General features: G+C 47.8%; 19 protein-coding genes. 8 read left to right on the top strand and 11 right to left on the bottom strand.

Going from position 1 to position 23,566, the window contains the following annotated elements; all coding sequences use genetic code 11:
- Positions 1-4 precede the first annotated feature (4 nt).
- The 3 genes from fusA to rpsL all read right to left on the bottom strand — a co-directional run bounded on the left by fusA (position 5) and on the right by rpsL (position 3,107).
- Positions 5-2,107: an elongation factor G gene (gene fusA / locus ACOMG9_RS01995; protein WP_422136678.1), complete on the bottom strand. Its 2,103-nt coding sequence runs from the start codon at positions 2,105-2,107 to the stop codon at positions 5-7.
- Between the two features lie 18 nt (positions 2,108-2,125).
- On the bottom strand, positions 2,126-2,596 hold the full coding sequence (gene rpsG, locus ACOMG9_RS01990) for a 30S ribosomal protein S7 (RefSeq protein ID WP_252177337.1): 471 nt from the start codon (positions 2,594-2,596) through the stop codon (positions 2,126-2,128).
- Positions 2,597-2,732: 136 nt separating this feature from the next.
- Positions 2,733-3,107: a 30S ribosomal protein S12 gene (rpsL, locus tag ACOMG9_RS01985; RefSeq protein ID WP_034841716.1), complete on the bottom strand. Its 375-nt coding sequence runs from the start codon at positions 3,105-3,107 to the stop codon at positions 2,733-2,735.
- A 308-nt stretch (positions 3,108-3,415) separates the two neighbouring features.
- Between rpsL and glpX the strand changes: the two genes are divergently transcribed.
- Positions 3,416-4,426 carry a class II fructose-bisphosphatase gene (gene glpX / locus ACOMG9_RS01980; RefSeq protein WP_448215574.1) on the top strand — a complete coding sequence of 337 codons (1,011 nt, stop codon included), beginning with the start codon at positions 3,416-3,418 and terminating at the stop codon, positions 4,424-4,426.
- Positions 4,427-4,572: 146 nt separating this feature from the next.
- On the opposite strand, the gene ACOMG9_RS01975 is transcribed toward glpX, so the two are convergent.
- Positions 4,573-5,127, bottom strand: coding sequence for an RING finger domain-containing protein (locus ACOMG9_RS01975; RefSeq protein ID WP_448215573.1), 555 nt, complete (start codon positions 5,125-5,127; stop codon positions 4,573-4,575).
- Between the two features lie 184 nt (positions 5,128-5,311).
- Here ACOMG9_RS01975 and ACOMG9_RS01970 point away from each other — a divergent pair, with 184 nt between their 5' ends.
- Positions 5,312-5,497, top strand: coding sequence for a fructose-bisphosphatase class II (locus ACOMG9_RS01970; protein ID WP_448218602.1), 186 nt, complete (start codon positions 5,312-5,314; stop codon positions 5,495-5,497).
- 146 nt (positions 5,498-5,643) lie between these two features.
- Here ACOMG9_RS01970 and ACOMG9_RS01965 read toward each other — a convergent pair whose 3' ends face one another.
- The gene (locus ACOMG9_RS01965) at positions 5,644-6,222 is read right to left on the bottom strand and encodes an RING finger domain-containing protein (protein WP_448215572.1); all 579 of its coding nucleotides are present in this window, start codon (positions 6,220-6,222) and stop codon (positions 5,644-5,646) included.
- Positions 6,223-6,405: 183 nt separating this feature from the next.
- Here ACOMG9_RS01965 and ACOMG9_RS01960 point away from each other — a divergent pair, with 183 nt between their 5' ends.
- Complete coding sequence (locus ACOMG9_RS01960) at positions 6,406-6,591, top strand: fructose-bisphosphatase class II (RefSeq protein ID WP_448218601.1); 186 nt, start codon at positions 6,406-6,408, stop codon at positions 6,589-6,591.
- A 145-nt stretch (positions 6,592-6,736) separates the two neighbouring features.
- Here ACOMG9_RS01960 and ACOMG9_RS01955 read toward each other — a convergent pair whose 3' ends face one another.
- Together ACOMG9_RS01955 and ACOMG9_RS01950 are read right to left on the bottom strand one after the other, a co-directional pair.
- Positions 6,737-7,303, bottom strand: coding sequence for an RING finger domain-containing protein (locus ACOMG9_RS01955; protein ID WP_448215571.1), 567 nt, complete (start codon positions 7,301-7,303; stop codon positions 6,737-6,739).
- 100 nt (positions 7,304-7,403) lie between these two features.
- The gene (locus ACOMG9_RS01950; protein WP_448215570.1) at positions 7,404-7,532 is read right to left on the bottom strand and encodes a hypothetical protein; all 129 of its coding nucleotides are present in this window, start codon (positions 7,530-7,532) and stop codon (positions 7,404-7,406) included.
- On the opposite strand from ACOMG9_RS01950, the gene ACOMG9_RS01945 reads away from it, so the two are divergent.
- Both ACOMG9_RS01945 and ACOMG9_RS01940 read left to right on the top strand, forming a co-directional pair.
- Entirely contained in the window at positions 7,520-7,891 is a 372-nt protein-coding gene (locus ACOMG9_RS01945; RefSeq protein WP_448215569.1) for a hypothetical protein, read from the top strand. The two genes, ACOMG9_RS01950 and ACOMG9_RS01945, sit on opposite strands and share 13 nt — an antisense overlap.
- Before the next feature lie 129 nt (positions 7,892-8,020).
- The gene (locus tag ACOMG9_RS01940) at positions 8,021-8,377 is read left to right on the top strand and encodes a YgiW/YdeI family stress tolerance OB fold protein (protein WP_448215568.1); all 357 of its coding nucleotides are present in this window, start codon (positions 8,021-8,023) and stop codon (positions 8,375-8,377) included.
- A gap of 99 nt (positions 8,378-8,476) precedes the next feature.
- Here the strand turns inward: ACOMG9_RS01940 and ACOMG9_RS01935 are convergent, their stop codons facing one another.
- Positions 8,477-10,189, bottom strand: a complete 1,713-nt coding sequence (locus ACOMG9_RS01935; protein ID WP_494529703.1) for a choice-of-anchor I family protein — start codon at positions 10,187-10,189, stop codon at positions 8,477-8,479.
- Between the two features lie 208 nt (positions 10,190-10,397).
- On the opposite strand from ACOMG9_RS01935, the gene ACOMG9_RS01930 reads away from it, so the two are divergent.
- The gene (locus ACOMG9_RS01930; RefSeq protein ID WP_494529702.1) at positions 10,398-10,958 is read left to right on the top strand and encodes a hypothetical protein; all 561 of its coding nucleotides are present in this window, start codon (positions 10,398-10,400) and stop codon (positions 10,956-10,958) included.
- A gap of 138 nt (positions 10,959-11,096) precedes the next feature.
- On the opposite strand, the gene nhaA is transcribed toward ACOMG9_RS01930, so the two are convergent.
- Complete coding sequence (gene nhaA / locus ACOMG9_RS01925) at positions 11,097-12,500, bottom strand: Na+/H+ antiporter NhaA (RefSeq protein WP_448215565.1); 1,404 nt, start codon at positions 12,498-12,500, stop codon at positions 11,097-11,099.
- Between the two features lie 423 nt (positions 12,501-12,923).
- Here nhaA and ACOMG9_RS01920 point away from each other — a divergent pair, with 423 nt between their 5' ends.
- Together ACOMG9_RS01920 and ACOMG9_RS01915 are read left to right on the top strand one after the other, a co-directional pair.
- Complete coding sequence (locus ACOMG9_RS01920; RefSeq protein WP_448215564.1) at positions 12,924-13,451, top strand: hypothetical protein; 528 nt, start codon at positions 12,924-12,926, stop codon at positions 13,449-13,451.
- A 113-nt stretch (positions 13,452-13,564) separates the two neighbouring features.
- On the top strand, positions 13,565-14,935 hold the full coding sequence (locus ACOMG9_RS01915; RefSeq protein ID WP_494529701.1) for a Fic family protein: 1,371 nt from the start codon (positions 13,565-13,567) through the stop codon (positions 14,933-14,935).
- 228 nt (positions 14,936-15,163) lie between these two features.
- Here the strand turns inward: ACOMG9_RS01915 and rpoC are convergent, their stop codons facing one another.
- The gene (gene rpoC / locus ACOMG9_RS01910; RefSeq protein ID WP_422136666.1) at positions 15,164-19,375 is read right to left on the bottom strand and encodes a DNA-directed RNA polymerase subunit beta'; all 4,212 of its coding nucleotides are present in this window, start codon (positions 19,373-19,375) and stop codon (positions 15,164-15,166) included.
- Between the two features lie 64 nt (positions 19,376-19,439).
- Positions 19,440-23,516, bottom strand: coding sequence for a DNA-directed RNA polymerase subunit beta (gene rpoB, locus ACOMG9_RS01905; protein ID WP_422136665.1), 4,077 nt, complete (start codon positions 23,514-23,516; stop codon positions 19,440-19,442).
- Between the last annotated feature and the right edge of the window lie 50 nt (positions 23,517-23,566).

Genomic DNA, 23,566 nt, shown 5'->3' with positions numbered 1-23,566 from the left:
ACTATTAACCCTGATTTTTAATGACCGCTTCAGCAATGCTGGCGGGAGCTTCGGCATACTCGCTGAATTCCATCGAGTATGTAGCACGCCCCTGAGTTGCTGAACGCAGATCTGTGGCGTAGCCGAACATTTCACCCAGTGGCACCTGAGCGTTAATAACCTTACCGGAAGGTGTATCTTCCATGCCCTGAACAATACCACGACGACGATTCAGGTCACCCATAACGTCACCCATGTAGTCTTCAGGTGTTACCACCTCGACCTTCATCATGGGCTCCATCAGAACAGGGTTAGCCTGTGGCGCGTATTTCTTCAGACATTGAGAAGCAGCGATTTTAAACGCCATTTCGTTGGAGTCAACATCGTGGTAAGAACCATCGTACAGACGAGCTTTCAGACCCAGCAGAGGGTAGCCGGCAATAACACCGTTCTGCATCTGCTCTTCCAGACCCTTCTGAACAGCCGGGATGTATTCTTTCGGAATAACACCACCAACAATCTCGTTGACGAACTGAAGACCTTCTTCACCTTCTTCAGCCGGAGAGAACTCAATCACAACGTGACCGTACTGACCACGACCACCAGACTGCTTGGCAAACTTGTGGTTAGCATCAACGGTAGCTTTCAGCTTCTCACGATAAGCAACCTGTGGTTTACCAATGTTCGCTTCAACCTTGAACTCGCGACGCATACGGTCAACGATGATGTCCAGATGCAGCTCACCCATACCGGAGATGATGGTCTGACCGCTCTCTTCGTCGGTATGAACACGGAAAGAAGGATCTTCCTGGGCCAGTTTACCCAGAGCGATACCCATCTTCTCCTGGTCAGCCTTGGTCTTTGGCTCAACCGCAACAGAGATTACAGGCTCCGGGAATTCCATACGCTCAAGAGTAATAACGCTGTTCATGGCGCACAGAGTGTCGCCAGTGGTCACGTCCTTCATACCGATCAGAGCAACGATATCACCCGCCAGACACTCTTTGAGTTCTTCACGGTTGTTAGAGTGCATCTGAACCATACGACCTACACGCTCACGCTTGCCCTTAACAGGGTTGTAAACGGTGTCGCCGGAATTCAGGGTACCGGAGTAACTACGGATGAAGGTCAGGGTACCCACGAATGGGTCGGTAGCAATTTTGAACGCCAGCGCAGCAAACGGAGCATTGTCGTCAGCTTCACGGGTTTCTACCGTGTCTTTACCGTCGTCCAGAATACCTTCAATGGCCTTAACTTCTTTCGGAGAAGGCATGTATTCGATAACAGCATCCAGAACGGCCTGAACACCCTTGTTTTTGAATGCAGAGCCGCCGAATACCGGAATAATTTCGTTAGCCAGGGTGCGAGCACGGATACCGGCCTTGATTTCTTCCTCGGAGAGTTCACCTTCTTCAAGGTACTTCTCCATCAGCTCTTCAGTGGACTCGGCAGCTGCTTCAACCATGTATTCGTGCATTTCTGCACAGACATCAGCCATCTCGGCAGGAATGTCTTCATAGTTGAAGGTCATGCCCTGGTCAGCTTCGTTCCAGATGATCGCCTTCATCTTAACCAGATCGACAACACCTTTGAACTCGTCTTCAGAGCCAATTGTCATCTGCATCGGAACAGCATTTGCGTTCAGACGATCGCGCAGCTGATCTACTACCATCTGGTAATTAGCACCGGTACGGTCCATCTTGTTGACGAAGACCATACGAGGTACTTCATACTTGTCAGCCTGACGCCATACGGTCTCAGTCTGAGGCTGAACACCAGAGGAACCACACAGAACAACGACAGCTCCGTCCAGTACACGCAGGGAACGCTCAACCTCAATGGTGAAGTCAACGTGTCCGGGAGTATCGATAATGTTTACACGATGCTCATCAAACTGAGCATCCATACCACGCCAGAAACATGTAGTAGCAGCAGAAGTAATGGTAATACCACGCTCCTGCTCCTGCTCCATCCAGTCCATAGTAGCTGCACCGTCGTGCACCTCACCAATTTTGTGGCTCAGACCGGTGTAGAACAATACACGTTCAGTGGTCGTTGTCTTACCCGCGTCAACATGGGCACAAATACCAATATTGCGATAGCGGTCAATAGGGGTTTTACGGGCCACGACTCAATCCTCTGATACTTAGAAACGGTAGTGAGAGAACGCTTTGTTAGCTTCAGCCATGCGATGCACGTCTTCACGCTTCTTGACAGCGGCACCCTTGTTCTCGGCAGCATCCATCAGTTCGCCGGCCAGACGAAGATCCATAGACTTCTCGCCACGCTTACGCGCAGCGTCAACCAGCCAGCGCATAGCCAGTGCTGTGCGACGGCTTGGACGAACTTCTACAGGTACCTGGTAGGTAGCACCACCGACGCGGCGGGACTTTACCTCTACCACAGGAGCGATGGACTCGAGCGCTTTTTCAAACTGCTCCAGAGGGTCCTTGCTGGTACGCTCCTGAACTTTGTCCAGTGCGCCATAGACGATTTTCTCGGCAACAGATTTTTTACCGGAAACCATCACATGGTTAATGAATTTTGCCAGAGTCTTGTTATGAAACTTTGGATCTGGCAGTACTTCGCGCTTGGCGACTACGCGTCTTCTTGGCATTGATAAGCCCTCTTTTCGGCCTTCAGGTAGCTCAGGAAAAAACTCCTGACCTTACTCTTATCAACCTACTGTTAAATTCTTGCTCTACTGAGCGTTCTCAAGTCTAGTCTCTGGACACTGGTTTCAAGCAACCAGTTCAAGACTTAGGCTTTTTGGTACCGTACTTGGAACGGCCCTGCTTACGGTCGTTAACACCCTGAGTATCCAGGCTACCGCGAACGGTGTGGTAACGAACACCGGGCAAGTCTTTTACACGACCGCCACGGATCAGAACAACACTGTGCTCCTGCAGGTTGTGACCTTCACCACCAATGTAGGAAGTCACTTCGAAGCCGTTGGTCAGACGCACACGACAAACTTTACGCAGCGCAGAGTTTGGCTTCTTGGGGGTAGTAGTGTAAACACGGGTGCATACACCGCGACGCTGTGGGCAGGCCTGCAGCGCAGGAACGTCGGTCTTTTTGACCTTACGCTTGCGAGGCTTGCGAACCAGCTGGTTAATTGTTGCCATTGGCGAACTCCAGTCGTTTCTAAGTAAGTAAGAATCAGCTGCGTCAGAGGAGTGCGCAGAAGATTCTTTGCTTCAACGGCAAAAGCCGGCGTAAAAACCGGCATCTACCAACCCCTTTCAAATACAGCTAGGGGCAATATAAAGCGGCGAAATTTTACGGAATGCTGGGAATTGCGTCAAGTCTGTGGATAACACAAATCGTGTAAAAGTGAAGCTCGCGGAGTAAAATCCCGATTATTGCGATTCACTCCGGATGTCAGAGTTGTGATAAAGTCCCGCCCATACCCTAGATCACCCTCAGGATTACCATGAAACGCGAACTGGCGATTGAATTCTCACGTGTGACCGAAGCGGCAGCCCTGGCTGGTTATAAGTGGCTTGGCAGAGGCGATAAGAATGCGGCTGACGGTGCAGCAGTTGAAGCCATGAGAGCCATGCTCAACAAAGTTCAGATGGATGGCGAGATTGTCATTGGTGAAGGCGAAATCGACGAAGCCCCCATGCTCTACATCGGAGAAAAAGTCGGCAAGGGTCAGGGCGAGAGTATTGATATTGCCGTTGATCCTATTGAAGGTACCCGCATGACTGCAATGGGTCAGAACAATGCTGTGGCCGTTCTGGCTGCAGGCGATAAAGGTTCCTTCCTGAAAGCGCCCGACATGTATATGGAAAAGCTGGTTGCCGGTCCTGGCGCGAAAAACGCCATCGACCTGAACCTTAGCCTTGAAGAGAACATCCATAATGTCGCCAAAGCACTGCACAAGCCCATAGAAAATCTGACCGTTATCACACTGGCCAAGCCTCGTCACGACAGCGCCATTGAGATGATGCAAAAAATGGGCGTAAAGGTTTTTGCCCTTCCTGATGGTGATGTAGCCGCCTCTATTCTGACCTGTATGCCCGACAGCGAAGTCGACATGATGTACTGCATCGGCGGTGCACCCGAAGGCGTAGTATCGGCAGCTGTGATTCGTGCATTGGGTGGCGATATGCAAGGTCGTCTGATGACCCGCGATCAAGCCAAAGGCGATACGCCTGAAAACAGGGCTGCCGGTGATGTTGAACGCAGCCGCTGTAAAGAAATGGGTATTGAGCCCGGCGTTCTCTTGCGTCTGGATGATATGGCCAGTTCTGATAACGTGGTGTTCTCGGCCACCGGTATTACCAAGGGCGACCTGCTGGAAGGTGTTTCCCGCCAGGGTAATATCGCAGAAACTGAAACACTGGTGATTCGTGGTAAATCCCGTACGATCCGTCGTATCAAGTCTATCCACTATCTGGACCGTAAAGACGACGACATCAAGGGCGTCATCCTTTAACTTTGTTTTCCTCCGAGCCATTGTCTATTGAAAACAGAAATGGCTCCCCCTTCTTTCTATTCGCAACTGTTGTCAATTAAATCTGAGCAGCGGTGCTTGAGGGATGAGCCAGGAGAATATGCTTCAAAATTGCTCAGCAAATCATTTTAATGATTTCTTACGAGATAATTGGCAGCAACCTTGACAACAGACACGGTAGCTAAACAGAAAGCTGCGGGCTTTCCCATAAAGACAGAAGTAGCAACACCAGTAGCAAGTTCGACAGTCACTCCACGCTCCCGTTCATGAATACTCACGAAAACGCCGGTAGTACAAATAATAAAATTAGAAGCGACATTCCCAACATGGTTCTCATCTGCAACTATTGCAGCTGCAGCTGCGGTGGCCCCGCCAGCAATCCCAACAAGAAGCGAGGGATTTGGGTGAGCAAACATGTCAACAGTCTCGCGAATAAATTTAATAGTTCTTTCCAAAATAACTACCATGCGTTCCTGCAATGGAATTTTCCCTATCTTTTTTAAATCAATATCAGTTAATTCTTTTCGACAGAAGTGGCAGTTTTTTTTGTCATTCCTTGCCAACCATTTCTGCATGCATGATTTACCAAAAGTATGCCCGCATTTTAGTTTGATGCTTTTGCAATTTGCTGTGTCAAAACATATTGCGCACTTAATATTATCAACTCTGCAATCACCATTCATAGCAAAACCCCCTATTATACTTTTTCGCTTATTACATTATTAGATACTTATTTTTGGTTTTAGTTCCTTATAAATACTTGGATTTTTAACTCGTTCTGTCATCAAGGTGTTTTTTCTCTCCCGAAATGCGATAGATAATCCCCTTTAGAGCGATGAGGCAGGACATCAACAGGATCTTGCTTTACTGGCTGACGCCACCCCGGCCACTGGTATTACCAAGGACGACCTGCTGGAAGGTATTTCCCGCCAGAGTAACATCGCAGAAACCCAAACACTGGTGATTCGTGGTAAATCCCGTACGATCCGTCGTATCAAGTCTATCCACTATCTGGACCGTAAAGACGACGACATCAAGGGCGTCATCCTTTAACTTTGTTTTCCTCCGAGCCATTGTCTATTGAAAACAGAAATGGCTCCCCCTTCTTTCTATTCGCAACTGTTGTCAATTAAATCTGAGCAGCGGTGCTTGAGGGATCAGCCAGGAGAATATGCCTCAAAATTGCTCAGCAAATCATTTTAATGATTTCTTACGAGATAATTGGCAGCAACCTTGACAACAGACACGGCAGCTAAACAGAAAGCTGCGGGCTTTCCCATATAGACAGAAGTAGCAATACCAGTAGCAATACCAGTAGCAATACCAGTAGCAAGTTCGACAGTCAATTGACGCTCCCATTCAAGAATACTCACGGAAACGCCGGTAGTACAACTAATAAACATACAAGCGCCAATCCCACCATTGTTCTCATCTACAACCAATCCAGCTACAGCTGCGGTAGCCCCGCCAGCAATCCCAACAAGAAGCGAGGGATTTGGGTGAGCAAACATGTCAACAGTCTCGCGAATAAATTTAATAGTTCTTTCCAAAATAACTACCATGCGTTCATGCAATGGAATTTTCCCTATCTTTTTTAAATCAATATCAGTTAATTCTTTTCGACAGAAGTGGCATTTTTTTTGGTCATTCCTTGCCAACCATTTCTGCATGCATGATTTACCAAAAGCATGCCCGCATTTTAGTTCGATGCTGTCGCATTTTGCTGTGTCAAAACATATTGCGCACTTAATATCATCAACTCTGCAATCACCATCCATAGCAAACCCCCCTATTATACTTTTGGCTTATTACATTATTAGATACTTATTTTTGGTTTTAGTTCCTTATAAATACTTGGATTTTTAACTCGTTCTGTCATCAAGGTGTTTTTTCTCTCCCGGAAGGCGATAGATAATCCCCTTTAGGGCGATGAGGCAGGACATCAACAGGATCTTGCTTTACTGGCTGACGACACCCCGGCCACCGGTATTACCAGGGGCGACCTGCTGGAAGGTGTTTCCCGCCAGGGTAACATCGCAGAAACCCAAACACTGGTGATTCGTGGTAAATCCCGTACGATCCGTCGTATCAAGTCTATCCACTATCTGGATCTTAAAGATGACGACATCAAGGGTGTCATCCTTTAACCTTGTTTTCCTCCGAGACATTGTCTATTGAAAACAGAAATGGCTCCTTCCTTCTTTTGTTCATGGCTCTTGTCAATTAAATCTGGCACCAGTGACTGAGGGATCAGCCAGGAGAATATGCTTCAAAATTGCTCAGCAAATCATTTTAATGATTTCTTACGAGATAATTGGCAGCAACCTTGACAACAGACACGGCAGCTAAACAGAAAGCTGCGGGCTTTCCCACAAAGACAGAAGTAGCAACACCAGTAGCAAAACCAGTAGCAAGTTCGACAGTCAATTGACGCTCCCATTCATGAATACTCACGAAACCGCCGATAGTACAACTAATAAACATAGAAGCGCCAATCCCACCATTGTTCTCATCTACAACCAATCCAGCTACAGCTGCGGTAGCCCCGCCAGCAATCCCAACAAGAAGCGAGGGATTTGGGTGAACAAGCATGTCAACAGTCTTGCGAATAAATTTAATAGTTCTTTCCAAAATAACTACCATGCGTTCATGCAATGGAATTTTCCCTATCTTTTTTAAATCAATATCAGTTAATTCTTTTCGACAGAAGTGGCAGTTTTTTTGGTCATTCCTTGCCAACCATTTCTGCATGCATGATTTACCAAAAGCATGCCCGCATTTTAGTTCGATGCTGTCGCAATTTGCTGTGTCATAACATATTGCGCACTTAATATTATCAACTCTGCAATCACCATCCATAGCAAAACCCCCTATTATACTTTTGGCTTATTACATTATTAGATACTTATTTTTGGTTTTAGTTCCTTATAAATACTTGGATTTTTAACTCGTTCTGTCATCAAGGTGTTTTTTCTCTCCCTGAAGGCGATAGATAATCCCCTTTGGGGCGATGAGGCATTGCACTGAGCAGTCGTGACAGGTAGCGTTGAATCATTGACTCAATGGATTGAGCACATGTTAACGACACTACCGCGTCTCCTTACGATTTTTTTATCGCTTCTGCTTGTCAATCTGGCCTGGGCATCGGAACCCGAGCTCTGGTATCAAAAGGTCTGGTGTGAAGGCAGAGGTGGAGAAGTTGAAGCCAGACTCGACGACGGTAGACGTGTCGATTGCATCACTGACCGTTACGCCATCGAAATGGATTTTGCCAACAAATGGCCTGAAGCCATCGGCCAGTCTCTTGCCTATGGAATGCTGACCAAAAAACAGGCTGGGATTGTGTTGATTCTGAGAAAACCATCCGACCATGAATATTGGGAACGCTTACAACAGGTTCTGGAGCACTATAAACTGCCGGTTACTACCTGGAAGCTTGGCCCCTGAAGCCACAGTTTTTTCTTTTATGAAAAAAGTTTAATGATTCACTCATCTTCCGGTTAACTGCTTTCGATTAATCTAAGCCCACCTTTTACACAGATACCCATTTCGAAAGAAAAACCGGAGATTGAAACCATGAATAAGACACTATCTGCTTTCCTCGCTGCTTCAACGATCGCACTGACCACTGGCAACGCATTTGCTGAATACACCGGCCCCAGCAGCACACCCAGGATCAATGATGTTACTTCCATCATCGAAAACCCGGTTGATGACTCCCAGGTGGAACTTACCGGTTACCTGACCAACAAAATCGACGATGAAACCTACACCTTTTCAGATGGCAACGACAGCATTCAGGTAGAGATTGAATCCAGAGACATGCCTCAGGTGCAGATCAATGAAAAGACCAAAGTTAAGATTTTGGGCGAAGTAGAAAGCGGTGCTTTTGAAACAACCGAGATAGAAGTCGAAAAAATCACCGTCATCTGAACAGAGCTTCACTTTAAACAAGGGTTGCCGGAAATTCTCTGACAACCCTCAACCCTTTGAAGACAAAAACGATAATAATCTACCGAAAGGCACGTCTAATCAATCTACCTGATATACCAGTGTAGAACCAGAGACTTCATGACCGATTATCAATAAAGGCTTTCCAGTTGGACTGTCAGTGGCTTCTACAAACTTCATACCCTCCGGAGAAACATCCCCCGCTTTTTCTAGTTCTTTCTCAGTATCAACTGAAAAATCACGGTTGTAGACATAGCTGACAAACTTGGCTTTTTCAGGATGAGTCACGTCGTACATCAGGACACCGCCGGTTCGTTCCAGACCAATAAACGCATATTGACGTCCATCAATCTCACCCACAGCCAATGCCTCTGGCTCAGGGCCTTTGTCGTCACTGCGGTTATCACCTTTGGTTTCTTCGTCATTATTGTTGAAGTGTTTACCCAGCACAGCGGCCGTCACTTCTTCAAAGTCGCTGCCTGAGTCATAGACCAGCTCACCTGTTTCGTTCCAGATAGAAAATGAGCGTGCTCCGTAGGAGTAAAGTTCTTCAAACTTGCCGTCGTTATCCGAATCACCCAGAGTGTTGGTAATTTTCAGACGAGCCAGCTTTTTCTGGTCTTTGGCTGCTTCAGCGTTAGGGTGCTCCAGGGCCACCTTAACCTTTTTGGTACGAACTTCTTCTGTGAACCCCAGGCAACCGTCTTCATCATCGTATTTCAGACCACCAGAAGCCAGACATTGAGCTTCAGAAGCAGCTTTGTACCAATAATCTCTGGCATCACCTTCGTTGGCTGTTACAACATAGGTTTTACCTTTCACGGAATAGGTAGCAATGGTATCTGGCTGATACATACCATAGACACCACTCCATTTTTGCAGATTCACACCACCGTCTTTATTACTGGCATCCATCGCAAACTGACCATAATCCTTGTAACCAAGGGGAACAATAGAATCAATGCGAGCATTGGCAATATCAACCAATGCCAGGGCATTGTTTTCCTGCAGAGAGACGTACGCTGTTCTGGAATCATCAGAAACGGCTATGTACTCGGGCTCAAGATCCTGAGCCACAGAAGCATCACGACCAAAAACCCTGACATCCTCTGGCAGCTCACTGTTTCTGGAGTACCCCTTGTTGAAAGCAGTGAAAGTAGCATGACGTGGTTCTTCCAGTTTGCCTTCAGAGGTAACCTTGACGACACTGACTGAACCTTCCGGGTCAATTTTGTAATCCGATGAGGGTTCACCTTCGTTCGCTGTCAGCAGGTATTTTCCATCGGGCGTAAAGGTCACCATATCAGGCAGTGCACCTACAACCTTATAGTCACTGAATACAGCGCCACCTTCAGAATCGAGCTTATAAACTATGACAACGCCTTTCTTTTGTTTGTCACTGTTTTCAACAGCAACAGCCAGCAGATCGCCATGAACAGAAACGCTGTTGGCGGTGCCCAGCTTCATGCCGTCAATACTGGATTCAAGATTGATCTTGCCAATTTTGAGTATATTGGAATCCATGGTCGGATTAGCCAGAGGCTGCCCCTTGAGTGATTTACCGCTGAGAATATCTACGGTTTTATCCAGGGCGTTGACAACATAGATAGATTGACTGGCTTTATGCCAGGCCACAATCTCTGCAGCCCCTTTATGGTAACTGCCAGAAGCATATCGAGCGATCGGCTCCATGGTGGGATGGGAAACTTCAACGTTTTCCTGAACCATTGAACAGCCAGCCAAAATGAAGGGAGCTGCCAGAGTGATAGCGTTGCGAGCGAGTTTCAGTTCCATTGAGATTCCTGATTTTATTCAATTTGATCAGGGCTTTTTATAACGGTTACAAATGACTATTTAATGACATTGTTGACACAAAGACGACAAAAACTGGCTTTTCTCGTCCCACCACTGGAGAGGCTATAGCATAAAGGAATACCCCGCTGTCATATTTCTCAAAAAAAATGCTACCTTGAAACAGTCTGACCATCGATAAAGGCAGTTTATGATGAGAAAATTATTAACATTACTTTTTTTTTACTTCATAGCATCCGCATCAGCGGCAAATGCAAATCCTAAAATATTTCAAGCAGCTGAGAAATTTATACTTTTGTGTAACGTGTTATCATTAAAAATTATGCCTCCGGGAAGTCAAAACTATGAAATATATAAGTCTATTAGTTTTAACAGTGGTTTGAATATAATGATTGACGATATCAGGATATTGCTTTCTGAATTGCAACACAGATCTACCAGAAAAGATTTGAGTGTAAAATCTTTGTTTGTTATGAACATGCCTAAGTTGCCTTTTCCTGTTTTTCCACCAGCCTTCTATGAGGCTACAGCTGATCTTAATTTGCAACAAACACGAGCAGTTTCGCTCGATCAATTTTGTTTGCAAAATTTTGAAAAACCAGAGAGTCAACTATATGAAAAGTTAAACAATCTACTATCAAGAGTTAAAGAAATAATTGTAGGCAACGAGCAGTTTAAGAGCTTATGTGAAAACTTAAGTTTACACACACCACTATCAGAAGTTGTAGAATCTCTCCATAGGATAAGGTAATGAGTTTTAGGTAATCGAGAACGACAAACCAGAGCTCTGGGCAGCCTCTGCAACATGAAAACAATTAGAATAGTCCCCTGAAAAAACAAACCCGGAGCCAACTCCGGGTTTGATTCGTACTTAGACAATAGTCTGACTTCAAGCCTGCTCAGCAGTAGCCTTTTCATCAGCCTTTGGAGAAGCTTTAGTCAAACAGATAAAGCCTGCAATACCCGCGATCAGGGAGGCAATCAGAACCCCTGCTTTTGCCAGTATCAGATCATTGGGGCTGCCAGCAAATGCCAGCTCTGATATGAAGATAGACATGGTGAAACCAATTCCGCCCAGGAAGGCAACACCGACAATATGCAGGAAGTTACATTCATGAGGCAAATCACCCCATCCCAGTTTCCAGCCTACCCAGGTAGCACCGGCAATACCAATTAACTTCCCTAACACCAGACCCAGAGTAACACCCAGAGTGACGTTATTGAAAATCTCGGTATCCCCGGAGAATACATTAAAGGGTATACCGGCGTTAGCCAGGGCAAAAATAGGAATGACGATATAGGTAACAGGCAGGTGCAGACCCGTTTCGATTTTCTGCAGTGGCGCTTCTGCCAGGCGGGCACCATTACCCAAAGCCCGAACGTAAGCCCGCACTTTTTCATTTCGCAGAACATCTTCACCGGGGCGGTAACTGCGATCAAATCGCCGAATCAGATTTTTTACCTGAGTGCTGAAAGCAACTGGATCGTATTTCGGTTTTGCCGGTATGGCAAAAGCAGTAATAACACCAGCCAATGTCGCATGAATACCTGCTTCGTAGAGCTGAAACCAAAGGCCGGCACCTATTAGCAGATAGGGCAGTGGACTACGAATACCGGAAGCATTGAGAACCCACAATAATGCAGTAAATCCTGCAGCCCATAGCAAAGCAAGCTGATTGATTTCGTTGGTATAGAAGACGGCAATGATCATGATAGCGCCCAGGTCATCCACAATGGCCAGGGCCACCAGGAAGGTAATCAGGCTTTTAGGAACACGACCACCCAGCAGTGCACAAGTACCAACAGCAAAAGCAATATCTGTTGCCATCGGAATGCCCCAGCCGTCTGCAGCAACACCGCTCGGGTTGATACCGGCGTAGATCAGTGCGGGCACCACCATACCACCAATCGCTGCCATGATAGGCAATACGGCATGCTTGAGGTCAGAAAGCTCACCGACAAGGAATTCACGCTTGAGTTCGAGACCAACATGAAAAAAGAAAAAAGCCATCAAGCCATCATTGACCCAATGATGAATAGACATCTTCAGACCACCGTCGCCGAAAGAAACTCCGGCGTAGGTTTTCAGGATCTGTTCATAGAGAGGGTACAGACTACTGTTCGCGATCACCAGAGCGATGACAGCGCAGATCATCAGAAGGATACCGCTGGTCGTTTGACGATGAATAAATTCTTCAAAAGGCGTGAGGATGCGGTCAAATGCCACCTCCCAGCGAGCGTTATGAACCTTGCCTTTTCGACCTATAAATTTTGTGAAATTATTTCCCGCCACAGCAACTCCTCAAGAGCATCAAGCTTGACACCGTAGACTACATCATGAGGTTGTTGATGTCTCGTGAATGTTCAGTGAGTCTTTTATTTGCCTGTAGTCAGTCGTCTGTTGAAGGTTTTATCTCTAAACCTCTCAAGTTTAAAAAAGAGGGCTTTTCTCCTGAGCCGGTTGCTGTTTAACACAGACATAGCAAGCTGTTTCCATCAACTCGTTCCTCAAAAAAGCATTTCTTCATATTATTACCTTTCTCGATAATTGGTAGAAAAATATAATGCCTGCTTCAGCCGCCTTATACTATCGGCTGGGCGCAGCGAACGAGCAGATAGCACTTACTATGTGACTGCTTGAATAGTGTATTTGTGCTAATGTTGATTAACTGTGATCGAGGCCGAATCAAAGTAAAATTTTCAAGAGAGAATCACAGTGAAAAGATCAATGATAATATTTTTATTTATCTCGTTTATTTCTACTGCTGCTGAAATAAAAAAGATTTCTAACAATCAATTTGAATACAAAAACAATCAAGGTGAAATAAGAAAAATTCTAATAGATAAGCCAATAGGAATGGTGAACTATATAGCTGTCATCAGGCAGGCTATATTCACAAGGTTTCTGATACGAACAAACGATGGGAACCACTATCTACACCATGAAGCCTTCGAAGTACCAGACTCTCCATTAGCTGCATATTATAAGCAGCTCAGTGACAATCAACGAACACCATTTGTTACCACGGAGGGATTATATAACCTCGCAAGTGCAGGAACATTTCTTAACTCACAACAGCCTGCAACAGAGCCCAGGCACGTAATGATCACAACCGCTCTTAGCGATGTGCAAAGAAGCAGTTCTGGCGATGAGTTATACATTCGTCCAATGCATGAAAATGACGCATTTGTCAGAGTGACGGGAGGCGTTTATTCCATTGTCTTTCAGGCTCATTTCAAATGAAATTTGCGGTCTAAGGTCAGTCTGCCTTTAAACGTCCCATAATCTCCTTTATTTGTCCTTTACATGTCCTATAATTGTCCGAATAGGATTTTAAGGGACACATTTAAGAGACAATGATGACGTTAAGTATTGGCGATCAACTTCATGAAATCATTAAAGTTATAGAGCTGAATTCAAGAGGTCTGGCTCGAAAGGAGATCTCAGATCTACTTTCTTTTTCTATAAATAACAAGACATTACAGAGACGGTTAAACAGCCTTTGTGCTAACGGAGTTATTGCAAAAGAAGGAAACAAAAGAACAACAAAGTACTATCCGACTCATCTTTCCCGAACCGATAGTAAGAGACAAAATAAGGACAAATCGAGCTTAATTTTCAGCCCCAATAGCCAGAATGCTCTTTATTTGCTGGAAACACCGCTCCATGCCCGGACGAGAGTGTCCTATAACAGGGAATTTATCGAAGCTTATGTCCCTAACGAAACAAGTTATGTCCCTTATGACATTCGCAGACAACTATTCCTGAAAGGTAAACGCTTTGATCAACAGTTAGCCGCTGGCACCTATGCCCGTCAGATATGTCAGAGACTTCTGATTGACCTGTCTTACAACTCAAGTCGACTTGAGGGAAATACTTACTCAAAACTTGACACTCAGAAGCTGATTGAAAATGGCATTACGGCTGATGGAAAAATTCATGAAGAAACCGTGATGATTATGAATCACAAAGAAGCAATTCTGTTTCTCATTGAAAATGCAGAATTGATCAAACTCGACAGTTTTACTCTATTCAACCTGCACAACCTCCTCTCCCAGGACTTACTGGTAAATCCACAGAGTTGCGGTAACATCCGAACAGTAACCGTCGAAATAGGAAAATCAAGTTACACGCCTCTCGAAAACCCTCATATCCTTAGAGAAATGCTGGAACTGATAATGGTCAAAGCCAATAAAATAGAAGACCCATTCGAACAGAGCTTCTTTCTTCTGGTGCATCTTTCATACTTGCAGGCATTTGAAGATGTCAATAAGCGCACCTCTCGCCTGACTTGTAATATCCCATTTATCAAGCAGAATCTATGCCCTCTAAGCTTTACCGATGTCCCCCGCGATGACTATATTGCCGCACTGCTGGCAATTTATGAATTTAATGACATCAGCCCTATGCTGGATCTATTTGCCTGGGCTTATCTTCGCTCCTGCAATCAGTACGAAGTTGTCAAAAAGTCACTGGGAGAGATCGATGCCTTCCGAGTCCAACACCGACATTTGAGAAAACAGGTCATGGGTCAGGTCATCCGTGATAATTTACACCGTCAAGATGCGGCTCAACTTATCGAACAATTCTGCCTGAACAATGGCATCGGAGATGTTGAGAGGTTTATGGCTATGACAATGACCGACCTTAACAATCTCCACGCTGGCGCTATCATTGGCCTTGGAATATCAGAAAGCCAATTTTATATCTGGCTGGCTGGGAAATAAGCAGCAGCACTCGTTCAACCAACCTGCCCTTGCTATTGGTTGTCACGAAATTGCGTTACATAGAAATAGCTTACCGTGTCTGCGTCAGAGCGTACCAAACTACAGGTAAATAAAAGCCATCGTTGAACATTTACGAGACAGCAACTGGCTCTGTGAAAATAAGAAAGGCCACCCGAAGGCAGCCTCTCTCATTTAGCTCACTGTATAAAAACAGGCGTCAGCCTATTTTTACACCTCGCCGAAGTTAAGAGCTTCAGACAGAGCCGCTTCAACTTCAGAAGCAGATACCTTGCTCGGTACTTCAAACTCAGGCTCTTCACGACCCTTACGACGTTCTTCGTGGTAAGTCAGACCTGTACCTGCAGGAATCAGACGACCCACGACTACGTTCTCCTTCAGACCACGCAGGTAGTCACGCTTACCGGTAACAGCTGCTTCGGTCAGAACTCTTGTGGTTTCCTGGAAGGAAGCCGCAGAGATGAAGGACTCAGTGGCCAGAGATGCCTTGGTGATACCTAGCAGAACCCTGTCGTACTTGGCAAGAATCTGATCCTGATCGCCCAGCTTCTCGTTTTCTTCCAGAACAGTGGTCAGTTCTAACTGGTCACCGCGGATCAGAGAAGAATCACCGGTGTCGGTCACTTCAACTTTACGCAGCATCTGACGCAGAATGGTTTCGATGTGCTTGTCGTTAATCTTAACGCCCTGCAGACGGTATACATCCTGGATTTCGTTAACGATGTAACGGGCCAGCTCACCAACGCCAAGTAGACGCAGAATGTCGTGGGGGTTCGTAGGACCGTCAGAAATAACTTCACCCTTGGTCACCTGTTCACCTTCGAACACGTTCAGGTGACGCCACTTCGGAATCAGCTCCTCATAAGGATCGCTGCCATCGTTCGGGGTGATGACCAGACGCTTCTTGCCCTTGGTCTCTTTACCAAAACCGATGGTACCAGTGATTTCCGCAAGGATAGAGTGCTCTTTGGGCTTACGGGCTTCAAACAGGTCGGCCACTCGTGGCAGACCACCGGTGATGTCCTTGTTACCGCCGGACTGCTGCGGAATACGGGCAACTACGTCACCAATTTCTACCGTCGCGCCGTCGGCCAGGTTCACCAGAGCGTTCGCAGGCAGGAAGTACTGAGCTGTTACATCAGTATTTGGCAGCTTCAGTTCTTTGCCATTAGCATCCAGCAACTGGATAGCAGGACGGATATCCTTTCCAGCAGAAGGACGATCCTTAGGATCCAGAACTTCGATGTTGGACAAACCGGTCAACTCATCCGTCTGAGTCTTGACGGTAATGCCTTCTTCCATGCCCAGAAACTTAACGGTACCGGACAGTTCGGTCACGATGGGGTGGGTGTGTGGGTCCCACTTGGCCACTATCTGACCGGCTTCTACTTCAATACCGTCCTTGACAGACAGAACCGCACCGTATGGCAGCTTGTAACGCTCACGCTCACGTCCGAATTCATCTGCGATAGCGAGCTGACCAGAACGGCTTACAGCAACTAGCGCACCGTCTTTACGCTCAACGTGCTTCAGGTTCAGCAGACGGGCGGTACCCTTGTTCTTAACAGAGATGTTGTCCTGTGCAGATGCACGGGATGCAGCACCACCGATGTGGAAGGTACGCATGGTCAGCTGGGTACCGGGCTCACCGATTGACTGGGCAGCGATAACGCCGACCGCTTCCCCTTTGTTAACCAGGTGTCCACGACCCAGGTCACGGCCATAACACTTGGAACAGATGCCGTAGCGGGTTTCACAGGTAATTGGAGAACGAACCCTGACTTCGTCAACGTTCATCAGCTCCAGGCGCTTAACCCAGGCCTCATCGATCAGGGTACCGGCAGGTACAGCGATTTCATTCTCTGCACCCGGCTTGAGTACGTCTTCAGCAACCACACGACCCAGGATACGTTCACCCAGAGGTTCTACGACTTCACCACCTTCGATGTGCGGAGTCATCTGCAGACCACGGACAGTGCCACAGTCATCTTCAGTCACTACCAAATCCTGGGCAACGTCTACCAGACGACGGGTCAGGTAACCGGAGTTCGCTGTTTTCAGAGCGGTGTCTGCCAGACCTTTACGAGCACCGTGAGTAGAGATGAAGTACTGCAGTACGTTCAGACCTTCACGGAAGTTTGCGGTAATCGGCGTTTCGATGATGGAGCCATCCGGCTTGGCCATCAGACCACGCATACCGGCCAGCTGACGAATCTGTGCAGCACTACCACGAGCACCGGAGTCGGCCATCATGTAAACACTGTTGAAGGATTCCTGTTCTTCCTCTTCACCCTGACGGTTGATCACGGTGTCGGACTTCAGGTTGTCCATCATGCGCTTGGCCAGCAATTCGTTGGCACGGGACCAGATGTCGATCACCTTGTTGTACTTCTCACCCTGTGTCACCAGACCGGAAGCAAACTGGTTTTCAATCTCACGCACTTCTTCGTTAGCGTCATCAATGATACGGCTCTTGTCGCCCGGGATAACAAAGTCGTTAACACCGATTGAGGAACCGGAAATCGTCGCATAATGGAACCCCATATACAGCATCTGGTCAGCGAAGATAACGGTTTCCTTGAGACCCACGTTGCGATAACAGGTATTCAGCAGACGGGAGATCGCCTTCTTCTTCATGGTCTGGTTGACCAGTTCGAAAGGCAGACCTTCAGGTACGATTTCCCATAGCAGGATACGACCAATGGTAGTATCTGCCAGGAAAGCGTTGCTGTGCTCTACGCCGTCGTCGTCTTTGTACTTTTCAGCAACACGTACCTTGATACGGGCATGGAGATCAGCATGACCGGTACGGTAGGCACGCAGGGCTTCGTTTACGTCAACGAAGGCCATGCCTTCACCCCTGGCGTTAATACGGTCACGGGTGATGTAGTAAAGACCCAGTACTACGTCCTGGGAAGGTACAATAATAGGTTCGCCACTTGCTGGTGCCAGAATGTTGTTGGTAGACATCATCAGGGCACGGGCTTCCAGTTGAGCTTCCAGAGTCAGAGGTACGTGTACCGCCATCTGGTCACCATCAAAGTCAGCGTTATAAGCCGCACACACCAGCGGATGCAGTTGAATCGCCTTACCTTCGATCAGAACCGGTTCGAACGCCTGGATACCGAGACGGTGCAGTGTAGGTGCACGGTTCAGCATCACCGGGTGTTCTCGGATTACATCAGCCAGAACGTCCCAAACCTCAGGGGTTTCACGCTCTACCATCTTCTTGGCAGCTTTGATGGTGGTCGCCAGACCTTTGGCTTCCAACTTGCCGAAAATGAATGGCTTGAACAGCTCCAGAGCCATTTTCTTGGGCAGACCACACTGATGCAGACGCAGGGTAGGACCTACGGTAATTACAGAACGGCCAGAGTAGTCAACACGCTTACCGAGCAGGTTCTGACGGAAACGGCCCTGTTTACCCTTGATCATGTCAGCCAGGGATTTCAGGGGACGCTTATTGGAACCGGTGATAGCACGACCGCGACGACCATTATCCAGCAGCGCGTCTACAGATTCCTGCAGCATACGCTTTTCATTGCGGACAATGATGTCTGGAGCATTAAGATCGAGCAGACGCTTCAGACGGTTGTTACGGTTGATTACACGACGGTAAAGGTCATTCAGGTCAGACGTCGCAAAGCGACCACCATCCAACGGCACCAGAGGGCGCAGATCGGGTGGCAGAACCGGCAGAACAGTCAGAATCATCCACTCAGGGTTGTTACCTGATTTGTGGAAAGCTTCCAGCAGTTTCAGACGTTTGCTCAGTTTCTTCAGTTTGGTTTCGGAATTGGTCTGCGGAATTTCTTCACGCAGCATGTCAACTTCTTCACCCAGCTCGATGTCAGCCAACAGAGCTTTGATGGCTTCAGCACCCATACGGGCATCAAAGTCGTCACCAAACTCTTCCAGAGCCTCGTAGTACTGCTCATCGTTCAGCAGCTGGTTTTTCTCCAGGGTCGTCATACCCGGATCAATCACTACGTAAGACTCAAAGTACAGTACCCGCTCGATATCACGCAGGGTCATGTCCAATAACAGACCGATACGGGATGGCAGAGACTTCAGGAACCAGATGTGAGCAACAGGGCTGGCCAGTTCGATGTGACCCATGCGGTCACGACGCACTTTCGCCAGCGCGACTTCTACACCACATTTTTCACAGATGACACCACGGTGCTTAAGACGCTTGTATTTACCGCACAAGCACTCGTAGTCCTTGACCGGACCAAAGATCTTGGCACAGAAAAGGCCGTCACGCTCAGGCTTGAACGTACGGTAGTTGATTGTTTCCGGCTTTTTAACTTCACCGTAAGACCAGGAACGTACCATTTCTGGGGAAGCCAGACCGATACGAATCGAGTCAAACTCTTCGGTTTGACCCTGGGTCTTGAGTAGATTCAGTAGGTCTTTCAAGATCGCATCTCCTCGATCCACCTGCTGGCCAGACTATGCCTGACCGGCGGATTTCACGTATTCGTTATTCGGTGTCCAGCTCAATGTCGATACCCAGAGAGCGAATCTCTTTCAACAGTACGTTGAAGGATTCGGGCATCCCGGCTTCCATTCGATGATCACCATCGACAATGTTTTTATACATCTTGGTACGCCCGGTCACATCATCAGACTTAACAGTCAGCATTTCCTGCAGGGTGTAGGCAGCACCGTAGGCTTCCAGTGCCCATACCTCCATCTCACCGAAACGCTGACCACCGAACTGGGCCTTACCACCCAGCGGTTGCTGGGTAACCAGAGAGTAGGAGCCTGTAGAACGTGCGTGCATTTTATCATCAACCAAGTGGTTGAGCTTCAGCATGTACATGTAGCCCACAGTGACAGGACGGTCAAAGGCATCGCCAGTACGGCCGTCGTGCAATTTTACCTGTCCCGTGTCGCTCAGGTCTGCCAGACGCAGCAGTTCCTTAACTTCAGACTCTTTGGCTCCATCAAATACTGAAGTAGCCATCGGTACACCGCCGCGCAGGTTGTTGGCCAGTTCCATGACTTCTTCGTCAGTGAACTTGTCCAACTCCTCAACACGTCCGCCACCCACTCCGTTATAGACCTGATCCAGGAATTCACGGATTTCAGCGACTTTCTTCTGAGACTCGATCATGCGGTTGATCTTGTGACCCAGACCACGAGCCGCAGCTCCCAAGTGAGTTTCCAGAACCTGCCCTACGTTCATCCGAGACGGTACACCCAGCGGGTTAAGTACGATATCAACCGGATTACCTTCTTCATCATAGGGCATGTCCTCGACAGGCATGATGATGGAGATAACCCCCTTGTTACCGTGACGACCCGCCATTTTGTCACCTGGCTGAATGCGACGCTTGATAGCCAGATAAACCTTGACAATTTTCAGGACGCCAGGCGCCATGTCATCACCGGTCTGCAGCTTTTTCTTCTTGTCTTCGAAGCGCTCGTCGAGCTGTGCACGACGTTCTTTCAGCTGTTCTTTAGCCAGATCCAGCTGTTCGTTCAGGGCCTCGTCAGACATGGACAGACGGAACCACTGTTCGTGTTCCAGATCATTCAGGAATTCGTCAGTGATGGTGTTGCCCTTGCTCAGGCCAGGACCACGGTCGACAGGCTGACCACGCAGAGCTTCACGCAGACGATCGAAGGTATCTTCTTCAACGATACGGAACTCTTCGTTCAAGTCCTTGCGGTATTCGTCCAGAGCCGCCTTTTCGATGCCCTGGGCACGACTGTCTTTTTCAACGCCGTCACGGGTGAATACCTGTACGTCGATGACGGTACCCTTAACAGAAGTTGGCACACGCAAGGAAGTATCTTTAACGTCGGAAGCCTTCTCACCGAAGATCGCACGCAGCAGTTTTTCTTCCGGAGTCAGCTGGGTTTCGCCTTTAGGAGTTACCTTACCGACCAGAATGTCACCGGCACCCACTTCAGCACCAACATGAACAATACCAGCTTCATCCAGTTTGTTCAGTGCAGACTCACCGACATTAGGAATATCAGAAGTAATTTCTTCCGGTCCCAGCTTGGTGTCACGAGCCACACAGGTCAGTTCCTGAATATGGATCGTGGTGAAGCGGTCTTCCTGTACAACGCGCTCGGAAATAAGGATCGAGTCCTCAAAGTTGTAACCGTTCCATGGCATGAAGGCTACGCGCATGTTCTGACCCAGAGCCAGCTCACCCATGTCTACAGATGGGCCGTCAGCCAGAATATCACCACGAGCGATGGTTTCACCGGCACGAACCAGAGAACGCTGGTTAATACAGGTATTCTGGTTAGAACGGGTATACTTGGTCAGGTTGTAGATATCGACACCGGCCTCACCTGGTTGCAACTCGTCGTTGTTGACACGAACAACGATCTTGGCAGCGTCAACGGTATCAATCACACCGCCACGCTGGGCAACAACGCAAACACCGGAGTCAGAAGCCACGTTACGCTCCATGCCAGTACCTACCAGAGGCTTGTCGGCACGCAGGGTTGGAACGGCCTGACGTTGCATGTTCGATCCCATCAAAGCACGGTTAGCATCGTCGTGCTCGAGGAATGGAATAAGGGATGCCGCAACGGATACCACCTGCTTGGTCGAAACGTCCATGTACTGGACTTTTTCAGGACCCATCAGAGTAAATTCGTTACGGTGACGAACGTTAACCAGCTCTTCAGTCAGGTTATTACTGTCGTCCATTTTCGCAGAAGCCTGAGCAATAACATACTCACCTTCTTCGATGGCAGAGAGGTAATCAATATCATCAGTTACCTTGCCATCTACTACCTTGCGGTAAGGAGACTCCAGGAAACCATAATCGTTAGTACGGGCATAGGTCGCCAGAGAGTTGATCAGACCGATGTTCGGACCTTCAGGCGTTTCAATAGGGCATACACGACCGTAGTGAGTCGGGTGTACGTCCCGAACTTCAAAGCCGGCACGCTCACGGGTCAAACCACCCGGGCCGAGTGCTGATACACGACGCTTGTGAGTCACCTCGGACAGCGGGTTGTTCTGATCCATAAACTGGGACAGCTGGCTGGAGCCGAAGAATTCCTTGATAGCCGCTGCAACAGGCTTGGCGTTAATCAGATCCTGAGGCATCAGGCCTTCAGACTCTGCCAGACTCAGACGTTCCTTAACGGCACGCTCAACACGAACCAGGCCGACACGGAACTGGTTTTCAGCCATTTCACCCACAGAACGGACGCGACGGTTACCCAGATGGTCAATATCGTCACAGATACCCTGACCATTTCGGATGTCTACCAACGTCTTCAGAACATCAACAATGTCGGTGTTGTCCAGAACACCGGAACCGATGTCTTCTTCACGACCCAGACGACGATTGAATTTCATACGACCTACAGCTGAGAGGTCATAACGCTCTGCAGAGAAGAACAGGTTACCAAACAGGGTTTCTGCTGCTTCTTGAGTGGGTGGCTCGCCAGGACGCATCATGCGGTAGATTTCTACCAGAGCTTCCAGACGGTTTGTAGTAGTGTCACTGCGCAGCGTATCGGAAATATATGAACCGCAATCCAGTTCATTGATGTACAGGGTTTCAACCTGCTTGATACCAGCTGCCAGCAGCTTTTCGTATACTTCCAGGGTAATTTCAGTGTTGCAATCAACAATGATCTCACCGGTCGCGGAATCTATAACGGTTTTGGCCAGGACTTTTCCGTAAATGTACTCAACGGGAGCTTCCAGCTGTTCAATATTGGCTTTTTTCAGCTGACGGATGTGACGTGCAGTAACACGACGCCCCTGTTCAACCAGAACATTGCCTTCACCGTCTTTAATATCAAAGCTTGCAGCTTCACCACGCAGACGCTCGGCGGCAAACTCGGTACTGACACTTTCAGCACCGATGCTGAAATCTACAGTATCGAAGAAGTAGTTCAGGATCTCTTCATTACTCATGCCCAGAGCACGCAGAAGGATCGTAGCAGGCAGCTTGCGACGACGGTCGATACGCACGTAAAGCATGTCCTTGGGATCGAACTCGAAGTCCAGCCATGAGCCACGGTAAGGAATAACACGGGCGGAGTATAGCAGCTTGCCTGAAGAGTGTGTTTTACCACGATCGTGGTCAAAGAATACACCAGGAGAACGATGAAGCTGAGATACGATAACACGCTCAGTACCATTGATTACAAAGGTACCGTTCTCAGTCATGAGCGGAATTTCGCCCATGTAAACTTCCTGTTCCTTGATATCTTTGATTGCCTTGTTGGCAGAGTCTTTGTCATAAATGATAAGGCGCACTTTCACCCGCAGAGGTACTGCGTAAGTTACACCTCGAAGTTGACATTCCTTGACATCAAACGCAGGAGTACCGAGCCTGTAGCTCACGTATTCCAGCGCCGCATTTCCAGAGTAGCTTACGATTGGAAATACGGATTTGAATGCAGCATGAAGACCAATGTCTTCACGTGCGGTCGGCTCTTTTCCGGACTGCAGCAGCTTGTGATAAGAATCAAGCTGAATAGCCAGAAGATAGGGCACATTCATGACATGCGGCAGTTTGCCGAAGTCTTTGCGGATGCGTTTTTTCTCTGTATACGAGTATGCCATCAGCGTTCCCCAGCTTGGTCACCTGGTTCTGGCTTCAGACCGTCTGGCCT

This window comes from Endozoicomonas sp. PH6C, assembly GCF_059322965.1.
This window is presented reverse-complemented; position numbering and strand designations above follow the sequence as displayed.